This window comes from Sphingobacterium allocomposti (genome assembly GCF_008124885.1).
GTDB lineage: Bacteria > Bacteroidota > Bacteroidia > Sphingobacteriales > Sphingobacteriaceae > Sphingobacterium > Sphingobacterium allocomposti.
The window spans coordinates 1-14,834 of sequence record NZ_VNHX01000020.1; the positions used below are offsets into that span (position 1 = coordinate 1).

General features: G+C 48.6%; 8 protein-coding genes. 3 read left to right on the forward strand and 5 right to left on the reverse strand.

Going from position 1 to position 14,834, the window contains the following annotated elements; genetic code table 11:
* Positions 1 to 218 precede the first annotated feature (218 nt).
* The 5 genes from BC792_RS13690 to BC792_RS13710 form a co-directional block, all read right to left on the reverse strand.
* On the reverse strand, positions 219 to 1,448 hold the full coding sequence (locus tag BC792_RS13690; protein ID WP_148909582.1) for a purple acid phosphatase family protein: 1,230 nt from the start codon (positions 1,446 to 1,448) through the stop codon (positions 219 to 221).
* Positions 1,449 to 1,467: 19 nt separating this feature from the next.
* Complete coding sequence (locus BC792_RS13695) at positions 1,468 to 3,264, reverse strand: RagB/SusD family nutrient uptake outer membrane protein (RefSeq protein ID WP_170250035.1); 1,797 nt, start codon at positions 3,262 to 3,264, stop codon at positions 1,468 to 1,470.
* Positions 3,265 to 3,310: 46 nt separating this feature from the next.
* Positions 3,311 to 6,625 (reverse strand): SusC/RagA family TonB-linked outer membrane protein, encoded by a 3,315-nt coding sequence (locus tag BC792_RS13700; RefSeq protein WP_170250036.1) that lies wholly within the window; start codon positions 6,623 to 6,625, stop codon positions 3,311 to 3,313.
* Positions 6,626 to 6,966: 341 nt separating this feature from the next.
* Positions 6,967 to 7,968: a FecR family protein gene (locus BC792_RS13705; protein ID WP_148909584.1), complete on the reverse strand. Its 1,002-nt coding sequence runs from the start codon at positions 7,966 to 7,968 to the stop codon at positions 6,967 to 6,969.
* A gap of 56 nt (positions 7,969 to 8,024) precedes the next feature.
* Positions 8,025 to 8,636, reverse strand: coding sequence for an RNA polymerase sigma factor (locus tag BC792_RS13710; protein ID WP_148909585.1), 612 nt, complete (start codon positions 8,634 to 8,636; stop codon positions 8,025 to 8,027).
* Between the two features lie 879 nt (positions 8,637 to 9,515).
* Between BC792_RS13710 and BC792_RS13715 the strand changes: the two genes are divergently transcribed.
* The 3 genes from BC792_RS13715 to BC792_RS13725 all read left to right on the forward strand — a co-directional run bounded on the left by BC792_RS13715 (position 9,516) and on the right by BC792_RS13725 (position 14,833).
* Entirely contained in the window at positions 9,516 to 10,097 is a 582-nt protein-coding gene (locus tag BC792_RS13715; protein ID WP_148909586.1) for an RNA polymerase sigma-70 factor, read from the forward strand.
* A 99-nt stretch (positions 10,098 to 10,196) separates the two neighbouring features.
* The gene (locus BC792_RS13720) at positions 10,197 to 11,366 is read left to right on the forward strand and encodes a FecR family protein (protein ID WP_148909587.1); all 1,170 of its coding nucleotides are present in this window, start codon (positions 10,197 to 10,199) and stop codon (positions 11,364 to 11,366) included.
* 158 nt (positions 11,367 to 11,524) lie between these two features.
* Positions 11,525 to 14,833, forward strand: coding sequence for a SusC/RagA family TonB-linked outer membrane protein (locus BC792_RS13725; protein WP_148909588.1), 3,309 nt, complete (start codon positions 11,525 to 11,527; stop codon positions 14,831 to 14,833).
* Position 14,834: the final 1 nt, after the last annotated feature.

A 14,834-nucleotide genomic window follows, 5' to 3' on the forward strand; every position in this document is an offset into this window, starting at 1 on the left:
ATGGTCGAAAAAACTCCTGAAACAACTTTCTCCGGACCAAACGACGAACCTAAATACAATAATCCGCTTATTTTATGACCAGTCATGGATAAATTGCCCATATCAACCGCTGGCGGCCTAGGCTAATCTCCTAAAACCATTACAGACCACAAGCCCATAATAAAACTAAAGAAGGCGCCCTTTTTAGACGCCTTCATCTATATCCATGAAACAGGGTATTATCCCCTTAGTTGCCGGGGTTTCAATAGTACCCTGCCCACCGTTTCCTTTGTTTCCAGTATCAGCTGCGCTTCCAGCCCCTCCTGGTTGGCCTCCACCTTAACGATCGTACGTTGACCTTCCTTCGGGCCGCCGCCAATCATGATAGGATACGGATGATCTTCTTGGGCCTCGTGCACGCCGTAGCGATGCGTGTGCCCACTGATCACCAGGTCTACATGACCATTGGCCAAAACCGGTCCAAAGACCTTCCGGCAATGCATCGTGCCGTGCCAGTCGCCCGAGTGATACGGCGGGATATGCATGAGCACCACCCGATAGCGCGCCTTTTTAGCCTCGGCCGATTCAAGCACCGTTTTTAACCAAGCCGCCTGCTTCTCCCTAAATTCGTCAAATTTAGCCATACCGTGGTATGCCTCGGCATCATCGGCTTTATCTTCTCCGGTGTCGAGTGCCACGAAGAACACGGGCCCACGCGTAAAGGCAAAGTACGCCCTGTCGTCAATATTCTCGAAATATTGTCCAAGCGCGTATGCGAAGTCGCCCCTGGTTTCGTGATTGCCGCGCATTAACATAAACGGCTTGTTAGACGCAAAAAGTGCAGTGCAGGGCTTAATCAGGTGGTCAATCAATTGCTGTTCTCCCGTTTGGTAATCAAATGTATCGCCATTCAGAAGCACCTCCTGATAATCCTTACTACCATATAAGCCTTCGAGTACCGCAAACGAGTGAGGGCGGTCGTGCACATCGTTCATCACCAGCAAAGCCGCCGTCTTGCTATCCGGATCTACCGTCCGGAAGCTGAACGTTTCACTTGTAACGGTGGGTCCGAACGTTTTTGAATACGCCTTAAACTCAACAATTTCCTTACTGACCACACGATAGGCGTATGATTGTCCGGGTTTAAGACCGGACAGCCTGATTTTATTTATTCTGTTGTTAGCCAGCACGAGCCCGTCCTTCACCGTGTGCTGGACCTTAACGTCCTGAGGCGCGTCTGCCGGCCAGTACTCTACATGGCTGAAAGCGGGCTTATCCGTCATCCAGCATACAGTGACCCCATCCGTTGCAAGATGCTGCAAGTAGGGCGGAGTCAGCAACGAAAAAGCGCCGTCGTCCGGCAGGTCATGTCCCACCATTTCCATCGCTGTACCCGCTTTTGGCAGGGCGGCCGCCACCGAGCCAACGGTCAGTGCCTTTAAAAAGTGTCTTCTCTTAAAAAATGTCATCGCGTTTCTGGTTAGATTATCAATACCCGGGATTCTGGTCTAATTTCGCATTTTTATTCATTTCATCCCTGAATATCGGGAAGAAATACGATTTATCGTTCCATGACCGGTCATCAAACTTCACGTGGGTCACCACCGGCGTTGTGGCCGTTGTATTATTTGCGGTCAGTGGATACACTACCCTTGCCTGATAGGCCGGGCTATACGCTTCGGGGCCTATCATCCACCTCCGTACATCAAAGTAGCGGTGCTCTTCGAACGCCAGTTCCAGACGGCGCTCATTTCTATATAACTTCTTTAGGGCCTCGCCTGTGGCTGCTGTTGCAGGCAGGCCGGCACGCCGGCGCACGGCGTTGATATACGTTCTGGCTTCAGCCTCCTCGCCGAGTTCTATGCACGCCTCGGCGTAGTTCAGGAGTATTTCCGTATAGCGGAAAAACCGCCATGTAACCGACTGCCGGATGTATTGCACATTCACGCTGGGGTCGACATACTTTCTACAATAATAGCCCGTATAGGAACCGTTCCAGTTTTCGATAGGGCCATTTCTGGTATCTATACCATACGTTTCATACATCCTGCCAGCAGCCGCATCCCAGCGTTGATAGGTGCCTGTTTGGATCCTATTGTCCGGATCGAGGCCCTGCGCGTCGGCCGGCCGCTGCCTCCACGATGCGCCGTTGTAAAATACGGTTGCATAGAAACGCGGTTCGCGGTTTGCATAAGGATCTTTCGCATGTGCCGGATTATTCCAGTCGAACGGTGTTCCATCGGCCATCTGGAAGGCGTCGACAAAATTGGCGACCGGTGCATTCACTCCCCAACCGTAATAACCATTTGGCGAAGAGTATAGGCCCCACCGTTGCCCCATTACCTGCGTAAAATACTTGACCATGATATCCTCCGAAGTGTTGTTCGTCAGGAAAATCTCGGTGATGTTCTGCGCTACCGAATCACCTGCAGCAGGCTCCGCCTTATGCAAAGCGTACAGGCCAAGATCGATGACCGCTTTCGCAGCCTCCTTAGCCTTACGCCAACGTTCCTCCTGCGCAATATCGGTATAGCCTAACAGCTCAGGCTTTTTAAAGGCCGATATAACAGGATTTGGCGTATGCAGATCACTGGCCGCATACAACAACACACGAGACTTCAAAGCCAATGCAGCCCCCTTGGTTACGCGTCCTATATTGCTGCCGGAATGAACCTCCGGAAGCAGCGCAGCTGCTTTATCACACTCCGAGACGATGAAATCTATACATTCTTCGTAGGAGTTTCTTGGCACAGCAAATTCGCTGTCTAAGCCATAGGCCTCCGTTACCAGCGGCACGCCGCCGTACAGAGCCAGCAGATAGTGGTAGTTAAAGGCGCGTAAGAAATGCGCTTCGCCCGTCATCCGCTCCTCATCGGTCTTGCCATCGACGACAGTTCCTGTAAATGGCACCTCTCCCACCTTGCTAAAGAACACATTACAGTAGCGGATCGACTTATAAAGCTCGTTCCACACCAGATTACGCTGATAGCCCCATGCGTACAGGTTGTCCTGCGTAGACTGGCTGTTGTTATGTAAGTTCGACGCACTGTTACCTCTGTAATGTCCTTCGTCGACAATATTGGCCGTACCCCGTCCATCCGTAAGCGGTTCGTAAAGCCTGAAATAAATCTGGTTCAGAAAGGTCTCTACCAGGGCCGGGTCGGACCATACCGCATCGTCGGTAAATTTTTCCTGCGATTGCGTATCCAAAAAATCCTGCTTACAGCCGTTCATTCCGATCACCATAAACAAAGATAGCGTCGCTATTACTATCCAATTTCTCATCACTTTCAAAATATCTAATTAAAAATTTCGTAACTACAGTTGACTGCTAGAAGCTGACCGACAGCCCCATGTTGAACACTTTATTGGCCGGATATGCGGTGTTTGATGTACTCTCCGGATCCACATCCCTGATGCCTGTGAACGTGAGCAGGTTGAGGCCCGATACATACAGCTGTACGTCCGAAGCATACAGCTTTGCGCTGACAGATTTCGGCAGGGTGTAGCCTAAACGTACCGATTTGAGCCGGAGGTAATCCGTAGATTGCAGCCAATATGTATTTTGGTTACTCCTCCAGTATTCGTTGTATCGGTTCCAGGTACGGGGCTTGTCTGCATCAGGATTCTCCGGTGTCCATCGTCCTTCCGCATCACGGGCAAGGTAATTGCCTATCTGTCCCTGCATTTCGAAATAGTCGTTACGGATAGCTCCCAATGCCCATTGGAAAAAGATCGACGCAGAAAACCCTTTGTAGGCCAAATCGGTGTTAAATCCGCCAATATGTGTTGGAAGCGATGTTTTGTCGATCCGGATACGGTCCAGCCCATCGATTACACCATCGCCATTCACATCTTCAAAAATAATGTCGCCCGGCCGTGCACCTGTCCAGTGCGGGTAGGCGTCCACAGCGGCTTCATCACGGAAGATGCCTATAGCCTTGTAGTACAGGCCGGTGTTCATCGGGCGCCCTGTCGATTGCTGATATTCAGGTACGCCGGGCGTCTCATCCCAAAACTTGATCTTATTTTTATTGAGCGATACATTGGCAGACAGCGTGTAGAAGAAGTCGCCTTTCTTTCCGCTATAGGCCAGCTGAAACTCCGCACCCGTATTGATAACTTCGCCGATATTTTCGTCCGGAAGCGTCATACCAGTAGATCCCGGAACGGAAGCATTACGGCGCCACAGGATATCGGTCCGGTGGTTGTGAAAATACTCCGCCGACAGGCTTAGCTTACTATCTAACAACTGCATATCGACCCCTAAATTTGTTTGCTTTGCGACCTCCCACGTCACCGCCGGGTTGGCAATACTGGACTCGGCAAGTATCTTGGCCAGCTCCGTTTCATTGAATATGTAAATATCAGTCACAGCGGTTCCGTACGCGTAGCTTGGGAGGAACTGGTATGGGCTTATCCTGTCATTTCCCGTTTTTCCCCAGGATGCCCTGAATTTCAGTTCGTTTACGACGGGCTTTACCGGTTGCCAAAAAGGCTCTTCGGATACGCGCCACGCGCCGGAAACACCTGGGAAGAAACCAAAGCGGCTATCTTGCGGGAATATATACGAGCCGTCGTAGCGCCATACGAAATCAAGCAGGTACCTGTCCTTCGCATTATAGTTCACCCGTCCAAAGTAATTGAGACGGGCCTCCTGGCTGGCCACCCCGCCGTTGTCTTTTTCCAGATCACCACCTGCGAAAAGCTGGTCGATGGCGGTGGATACATAATGTTTACGAAAAGCGAAAAAGTTCATATTATCGCCCTCGATGCGCTCCACCCCGGCCATCACATCAAACTTATGGCCATCGAACTGAAACCGATATTTACCGAGCGCGTTCAATGTTACCAGCCTAGAGTCGCGCATATCCTGACGCAATTCGGCATTCGAATAGCCACGCTGCACACGGTCCAGCAGCGGTTGTCCGGCGTCATTGAGAGAAGTGCGGTCCCACGCGTAGAGATACCACGGCGTCTTCCACAGCTTGTCGTTCTCTATGTTATTGTCCATCGCTGCTGTCAGACTTAGCGAGAGGCCGTCCACCCAAGGGGCCCGCAGGTCCAGGATTCCCCGGGTTTCGAATACCGTCGCCTTATTCCGGTCGTAGCCTGTCTGGTTGGTCGTGATGACCACCGGGTTTCCACTGTCGCCGTTATCAGCAGCTTCGCCCGTCGGCCAGAAGTCCGGCATATTGGGCTTAGATGCGCGTAGACGGTTCCATATCGATGATGCCGATTCCGTTGGATAGTTCCTGTTTACTTCGCGGACCGCTACATTGACACCATACGAGATATAGGGTGATATCGTCCCATCCAAGTTCAGCCGCAGGTTGTGCTGCTTATAAGAGGTGGCGCTGTTTTTATACACAGCGTCCTGATAACGTGTACCCGCCGACAGGTAGTAGCGCAGACTCTCCTGCCCTCCCGAGATGTTTACATCTGCCGTACGCTGTGTAGACCAGTTTTTCAAAGTAGATTTGTACCAGTCCGTATTCGGAAAATGCAGCGGATCTGAGCCATCGCGGTACTTCTGTATATCCTCTTCCGAATACATGGGGCTCGCTCCCTCGTAGAGCAGCACTTCGTTGAGAAGTTGTGCATAGGTTGCTGCATCCGCCGCCTCCGGCACTACTGTCGGTGCCGCAAGTCCTTCATTGTAATTAAATTGGATCTTGGGCTTGCCGGACGTTCCCTTCTTGGTGGTTACCAAGATAACCCCGTTTGCAGCCCTCGCGCCGTAAATAGCTGCCGACGCATCTTTCAGCACGGTGATGTTTTCGATATCCTGTGGGTTTAGACGTTCCCATTCCCGATTGGGCACTCCATCGACCACAACCAAGGGCGAATTATTGCCCAACGTGTTACTTCCGCGGATGGAAATATTCGAGCTGCTGCCCGGCTCGCCCGACGGTGTCAAAGCTACCAGTCCCGGGATGCGCCCTGCAATCGCGTCAGACGGGTTTATTGCCGGAGCTGCGACAACCTTTTGGCTTTCCAGCGTGCTGACAGACCCCGTCAGCAGTGCGCGTTGTTGCGTGCCGTAGCCCACCACCACCACCTGATCCAGCTCACTTCCTTCGAGCGACAGCGTGATGTCCATCGTTAAAGTTCTTCCTTCTTCCACCACGATGCTCTTACGCTGCGTGCCGTAGGAGATATACGAGATTTCGAGCGTATAGTTGCCGGGCGGGACACTCATCGAGAACTTACCGTCCACATCTGTTCCGGTGTTCTGGTTGGTCTCGACAACTTTCAGCGTTGCGCCTATCAGCACTTCCCCGCTAACGTCTTTGACCTGCCCGACGATACGTCCGGGCCGCTGTTTCTTCTTCAGCACGATGAAACTGGACTTTTCCTCAAAGGTAACCTCCGTGCCCTTAAATGCATCCTGTAAGATCTGCCCCACAGGGCCTGCATCTCCTTTATGGACAAGCTTCGCAGGAATACCGGCCAGGTTCAATGCCTCCCGATCGTAGACAAACCTGATTTTTTGGCTTTCCAGATCCCTTATGATCTCTGATGCATTTCGAACTTCCCTGGCAATCCGGACACGTTTTTCGAGAAACTGGGCATTCGAAGTCTTTGCATAGAGCGAGCCGAACACCGCCGTAGTCATACAAAACACAATCGTAGATAATCTCATGACTTTCCTAAGATTCGTTGATATTTTTAACGTCATTATTATATTCTATAACCTGATTCCAATCCGGCAAACAAGCGTATATTTCCTCTACCAAAAAGTTGCTGACGGCAGAGGAGAGATCGATAAATCGCTTTTATATGCAGCGCAATTATATTGCAACTAAAAGGCAATTTGTCTAAGTTTGTGGTTGGAATCAGTAATTGTTTCACTACAAATTACTTTATACATGCTGGAAACACGCTTCCAACGTTTTCCAGCTACCTCATTCCTGCCGGTAGCGCATCGCAACTGCCTACCGGCTTCTTATTATTGATTCCCGGGCACGTATGCCGCCCACTTGTCTAAAACATGATCACCTGCCCTCCTTCCTTTCTAATCCGGTTATTGTTCACTGCACTTACGGCCTCGACGATGTCGTCGAAAGGCACCTTCCGGTCTATCACCAGCGTATAGCGCTGTTTCTCGATCGCCTTATTTCCGGCAGCCAGCGTTACGCCATAGCTATTTTTCAGCACCAATGCGAGTTCCACAAACGATGCCTGATCCAGGAAGGTGACTCCCTCCCTCCACGAGCTACTTTGCTCCTGCTCCGTCTTGCCGCGATCAAGCCGATGATTTTCCTTACCGATCTTGATGAATTCTCCGGCGCCCAAAATGTGTACTTGATTTCCGTGCTGTACAGACACCTGCACCTTTCCGCTCGAAACCGATATCTGTTCGTACGGCAGTTCGTTATACGCTTTCACCGTAAAGCTGGTCCCCAGCACCTTGGTGGTAGCGAAACCCGAGTTCACCACAAAGGGCTTTAGCGTGTCCCGCTTCACATCGAAGTGTACCTCGCCATAGTCGAGGTGAATTTTCCGTTCGGCCGACTTATGGAAGGCCTTCTCAAACCGCACCTTCGTACCGCCGTTCAGCCACAGCACGGTACTGTCTGCCAGCGTGAGCTGCTTGACCTGCCCCTGCCCCGCCTCGACCACAACCTCCTCGACAACCTGCTGCCGGCTGTCGCCCGGATTCAGTATATTCCACTGACGGGCTAGGTAGAAGGCAAAAAAGACGCCTGCCAGCACCGCGGCGACCCCCGCTAGCCGGACAAGCTGCCGCCGCCACCGGCGATCGTTGGCGGCCTCCTGCCGATCCTCTGCAGACTGGGTAGAATCTATTGCACGAAGAATCTGTTGATGAATGCTGTTTCTGATTTTTTTCTGTTGCTGGGCATCCCAATTGGGGAGCGCATCCCCAAATTCCTGGTACCATTTATTTATCAACCTGACCTCATGGTCAGTGGCATTGCCCGCGCGGTATTTGCGCAATAATTTCTGAAATTCCTTACTAGTCACTTATGCTTCTTTTACCCAAAGACTAAAAAAAGCCGTGAAACTACTTCAATAAAAGGTTAATTGTATGTTAACATTTCATTAAGGGCATACAGGAACAAAATCACATATTGGGGGTGGTGATTTTCGAATCGCCGTGGAAGGTTCTCTTTCAGTCGTCGTCTGGCTTCGGTAAGCAGATTGTTTACGGTCTGGTCGGCAAGATTCAATGATTGGGCTATCATAGGTATACTCTGGTTATCGAGCCTAAGCAGGAAAGTTTCCCGCATGTTCTTCGGCATTTTAGCCAGCTCCTCTTCCAGAATCCCTTCAGTTTCCTCGTAGGAGAGCCCTAATTCCGACCGGTCAACCACCGATTCCATGATGAGGAAAGCTCGCTCCAGGGCACTTTTCAGTACGTTTTCCGATTGAAAATAATCCATTATCCGATTTTTCAGCACCGCATGTAGGTATGCGGGGACTGTTCCCGTAATGGTTATTGAGTGCCGGCCCTCCCAAAGCTTTACGAAGACATCCTGTACCATGTCTTTCGCTACATCCTCGTCTTCTACCCGCCGCCATGCCTGTGCGTACAAGTTACGCCAGGTCGACAGGTATATACGATCGAAGGCTTTCCGATTGCTTTGTGTCCTGACCTCTACCCACCAGCTATTTATTTGCGCCTGATCCATGATCTTTAAATACCATTCAAATTTAGAGGTATAATGTTAACACAATATTAAATCATCCAGAAGAAGGTCCGCGCTTTGGGGATACAGAGAACGGATGTTCGAAGGGAGAAGTGAGAAATCAGAAGTGAGAAGTTAGATATTAGAAATGAGATTTGAGTAGTGAGTATTGAGTAGCGTAGGCTCACTCATCTAACTTCACCTCACGACTTTACAAATCCACGACTTTACGGCTTATAGCCATTCGCCATTTGCCATTAGCCTTCTGCCATCCGCCATTCCCTACTAACCTCTCTCTTTACGACTTTACAAATCCACGACTTTACGGCTATTATTAGGAGTTAGAGTAGTTAGATGGGTTAGAATGGTTAGATGACGCTCGTTGCTATCAAAAACCACTTCACGATTTATAGCCGTCCGCCACTAGCCATCTGCCATTCGCTATCTGCCTCTCGCTTTACGACTTTACAAATCAACGAATTTACGGCTTATAGCCATCTGCTATCTGCCATCTGCCATCCGCCATCCGCCATTAGCCTCTCCCTTTACGACTTCACAAATCAACGACTTCACAAATCAACGACTTCACAAATCAACGACTTTACAAAACAACGACTTTACACCTAACCCCTATTCCAAGGCAGCCCTGTGCGTGGGGAAAGGACCGGCATCGGTTCGACTGTGTCAGCGGGCCGCCATAATAGCCGTTAAGAACCGTTCCTTGTCTGAGCGAAGTGAGTTTGGAACGGTTTAGGCTAGGATAAGGCACGGTAGCATCAAGAACCTCGGCCGTATCCTGACGACCTATAAACTTAACGATACGTTAATATTGAAGCACTAACTTTGGTAGATATAAACAGTTATCGGCATGAAGAAAAACGGATGCATAACCGATCACATATTGACAAAAAGAAGGTGGAGGAATTAATGGACCTTTCGTTGGAAGAAGTCTTCCGCAAGCTATACGACCCGTTACTATATTTTGCCACGCAATACGTGCCGACTGTCGAAGTTGCAGAAGAAATTGTATCCGATTCGTTTATTCTGTTCTGGAAAAAGAAAGACGATTTTTCACACTATCATCAGATTAGATCGTTCTTATATATCTGCACAAAAAATGCGTGTCTCAACCACATCCGCAAATCTAAAAATACCCGTATTATAGAAGACCCCGAAAATATAGAGTCGATTCTGCAAGATGATACCGATCTCCTAGCACATATCATCCGAATAGAACTTTTAGAACTGGTCAACAACAAAATAGACGATCTTCCTGAAAAACAACGGGAAGTATTTCGATTGGCCTATATCGAAAACCTTACCCACGAAGAGATAAGCTCCCAGCTTCAGATCAGTCTATCGGCCGTTTACATCCATAAATCCCGTGCACTAAGCTACTTGAAGAAAAACATTAAACTGGACTATTTTCTCCTGCTATATCTTTTTGGACATTCCCCGTTCTAAAATACACCGATATATTAAATAAATATTAACCACATTTAATAAAAGCTTAACGAAAGGTTTCGTCGTCTAGGGTGTTTTATCGGTAAATCATAGCGATACATGAACGACTTCGAAAAGTTAGTTAGCACAATATTCAGTTCTCTTTTTGCAAAGAAGGATAAACCTGCGGATCAGTCATCCCTAGAAGATGAGCTGGGCAAGTTGCCCCCCGAAACGCGAACCATAATTGAGCAACTGGAAGCAAAAGACATCCTCCAAGAATCCGCCGCTTACAGTCGTTTCAAAAAAGCCAACGACGCTCGACGGGCTACTGTGCTCCGTCACATCCGTGAACAGACCGGGGAGGGTAAACGTAGTAATACAATCGCTTTCCACCGTTACCTCACAGCGGCGTGTACAATAATCAGTTTGGGAGTCTGTAGTATCCTATTTATGCCCAAATTAAACGATAGCCACAATTCAGAAAACCAAACAGCAACGCATACTATCGAGCCTGGAGGCTCTAAGGCCACGTTAACCCTCGGCGATGGTCAGGTGATCCAGCTAGATTCTATTCCCGGCGGTATCGTCATAGACCAGGGGCTACACTATGCCGATGGACGGCCGGTGCAACTTGGTGCTGTACAGCCCGAAAATATGATGGCTACGTTGCAAACACCACGTGGTGGCGAATATATTTTGACCCTATCCGATGGTAGCCGGATACACATGAATGCCGACAGTAAATTAACATATCCGATATCGTTCCATGGAAATACAAGAGAAGTTACCTTACATGGAGAAGCTTATTTTGAGATAGCATCCAATAAAGAAAAACCATTCCATGTGCACACCAAACATAACGAGATTGTGGTGCTTGGAACCCATTTTAATATCCGTTCGTATCAAGAAGAAACGTTAAGCTACGTAACCTTAGTTGAAGGAAGAGTCAGGTTACAAGATGGATTCCATAACCCCGAACTGACGCCTGGTATGCAAGGTATATCAGACGGTACGGCAACACGCATTAGATCGGTTAATGTTGAAGATTTCATTAGCTGGAAAAACGGTTTATTCGTTTTTCAAAATGAAAATCTAGAAGCTGTTGCCGCTAAGATAAGCCGTTGGTACGATATCGACATTGAGATCGCGCCGAGCGCTAGACAAGTACGTATTTGGGGCGGTTTAAGCAAATACGACACGTTCGACAAAGTGTTGGACATACTACAACTGATTGATAACGATTTAATAATAAATATCGACGGGAGGAGGGTCCATATTATGAAATAATAGACAATAAAAAACCGGAAAAGCGCCAACTTTTCCGGCAGTATGCCAGTAACCACAAAGAGATTGGAATTATAATTACATAGCTATCAAAATTAATGAAAAAAAAGAAATTCGTGCCACAGATGGCCTATAAAAGCCATCTGAAAACATTTTTAATCATGAAAATGATTTTAACCTTCTTAATCGTCTGTGTACTGCAGGTACACGGCGAGATATTAGCGCAAACCATTACCTTGAAACAGCGCAAAGTTAACATCGAGCAATTGTTCCGCGAAATCAAACGACAGACCGATTACAATGTTATATGCAGTACCGATATTATGGAGACCACCGGACCGATTATTGTCGTAGCCGATAACAAGAAACTATCCGACTTTCTCAAAGACGTATTGTATCCTCAACGGCTGACGTACACAATTAAAGACAAAAATATTATCGTGGCGCGTGCGTCAGTTCGATCATTACCCGCTAACCAAACGTCCATTTCAGTCCAGCAACAGCAATATACAGGCCTTGTTGTCAACGAAGAAAACGACCCCATTCCTGGCGTAAATATTAACATAAGAGGTAAAAATGAGACAGCCTTATCGGATGAAAATGGACGCTTCCGTGTCGCCGCAGCGCCCGGCGACACCTTGGAGTTTAGTCATATCAGTTATCAGAAACGACAGTATACTTTACGTGGGGAACATCAGCTTGCTATCGAAATGCGCCAAAAGCAATCAGCTGTGGAAGAGGTCGTCGTTGTAGCCTATGGCACGCAACGCCGCAATAACCTAACCGGAGCCATATCAACGGTGGGAAGCGAGCAGCTGGAAAGAAGACCGACGGTATCCGCGTCTACTGCTTTGCAGGGACTCGCTCCCGGCGTGACCGTGACCGCACAAACCGGGGCTCCCGGTGGTGATGGCGCCAATATCAATATACGCGGTATCAATTCCTTCGGCGGATCAGACAATGCCCCTCTCGTCATCATTGATGGTGTAGCGGGCTCGATAGATAATGTAGACGTCAATCACATCGAATCTATCTCCGTATTGAAAGATGCAGCCTCAGCAGCCATTTATGGTTCACGGGCAGCCAACGGTGTTATCCTCATCACGACCAAACGTGCCAAAGAGCGTCTGGCCATCGATTATCGAAATTACGCCGGATGGCAGGAACCTACGGACATTCCAACAGTGACCGACGGGTTAACCTATATGGAAGTATTCAATCAGGCCAATATCAATGACGGTGGTGGTGCCATTTACAGCGAAGAAGATATAGAACAATTCAGGGCTGCATTCGCGAAAGATCCAGCCAATTACGATTGGCAAAAAGCAATCCTCCAAGGAAGTGGCTTTACCCACAACCATTATGTTTCCCTGATGGCAAATACCGGCATCATAAAGGTGTCCCCTTCGATCAGTTACGTCAAACAAGAAGGGATCATAAAAAACACGGACTTTGAACGGTATACCTTACGTAACAACATGGATATTACCCCTAACGAAAATTGGAATATACGGTTAGACTTATCCATGACCAACAAGGATCGTTTACAAATAGCAGAAGAAGATGTAGTCTGGAATTATCTGGGCCGGATGCCTACCAACATCCCCATAAGACACAATGGCTTATGGTCTGAAGCTTGGGTTAATCGCCATCCCGTCGCCTTTATCGAGGAAGGAGGTAACCGGAAAGTTCATAACCTCGAACTTCTAGGTAACCTGAACCTGACCTATAAACCTACCGACTGGTTATCACTTTCAGGTATGGTGGCGCCCCGATACCTTACCCGCAATACGCATACTTTCACACGGAGTGTGATGACCTATAACGAAGATGGTTCGGAGGCCGGAGCAGCGAATACTTTTACCGATCTTACCGAGACAGGTTACCGCTATTTTTACGGCACTTATCAATTTACGGCAAATGCTCAGAAAAAATGGAACGAGCACAATCTGAGACTACTTTTGGGTGCCTCGCGGGAAACGTATGACGAGAAATACCTGATGGGCTACCGTCGTAATTTTACCTACGACACTTACGAGGTACTCCGTGCCGGTGCCGACGACGAAACAAAAAACAACGATGGCTCTCACGCACAATGGCTGCTGGTTTCTACATTTGGCCGTCTGAACTATGACTTCAAGGATCGCTATCTTCTTGAAGCCAATTTCAGATACGACGGCACCTCACGGTTCATGGCTAATAATCGGTGGGCCGTTTTTCCTTCCTTTTCAGCGGGATGGCGTATCTCAGAGGAAAACTTTATGCAACCCGCAAAACCTTATATCAACGAACTGAAACTACGCGGATCCTGGGGTAAACTGGGCAACCAAAATATTGGAAGTTCTTATTATCCGTTTATCGAAACGCTTAACCTGGGTAGTACCGCCATGGGCGGAAACATCCATCAGATGGTTACACTGTCCACGATGGCTAACCCTAATTTACGTTGGGAAACGACGACGATGAGCGGCTTCGGGCTAGACGCACTATTCTTCAATAAATTAAACTTCACTTTCGACTGGTATGATAAAATGACGGAAGGTATTCTTTTAAAACTGAATACCTCGCAGCTCACCGGCTTGGGCGCCCCGTTCCAGAATGCAGCTAAAGTTTCGAACAAGGGCTGGGAGGTTTCAGCACGATATAACGATTCCTGGAAAGATTTTACCTTCGGCATAGGCTTCAACCTATCGGATGTGCGCAATAAAATCGTAGATATGCGTGGACAGACATCCGGAACACTGTTGCGGCAGCAGGAGGGCTATGCTATTAACTCCATTTTTGGCTATCAAGCCGACGGACTTTACCAGTCACAAGAAGAGATAGATAACGGACCTACCCAGATCGGAGAGCTTAAAGCCGGCGACATCCGCTACCGCGACATCGCGGGCGCTTTCGACGATACCGGAAACCCAATACCGGACGGTCGTATTACCGACGATGACAGGGTCATTATCGGTAGCACTATACCTCGCTATACCTATGGGGCCAATCTCGATTTCGGATGGAAAGGTATCCGTTTCAGCGCATTTCTACAAGGTGTTGGTAAAGCCGACGGCTATCTCAATTCCCACTACGTTATCCCGGCGGTGAATTCCAGTGCGGTAAAAGAATGGCAGCTCGATTATTGGACTGAAGAGAATCGCGATGCCTCCCTACCAAGGTTGTCCATCACCTCAAGCAATAATACCCAAAATTCCACTTTCTGGATGCGCAGCAGCGCCTATCTTCGCTTGAAGAACGTACATCTCGGGTACGAGTTGCCCAAACAACTCTTTGCCAATAGCAAACTGGGAGGTGTCTATCTATACGCCAACGGACAAAATCTCTTTACCAGCACCAACTTCTATGAGGGGTACGATCCTGAAATCAACTACGACGCTGGGCAGGCGGCCGGCGTTTCTCTGGGCGGGGGAGCTTATTACCCACAAGTTAAGGTATATACATTTGGTGTGGATATTAAATTCTAAA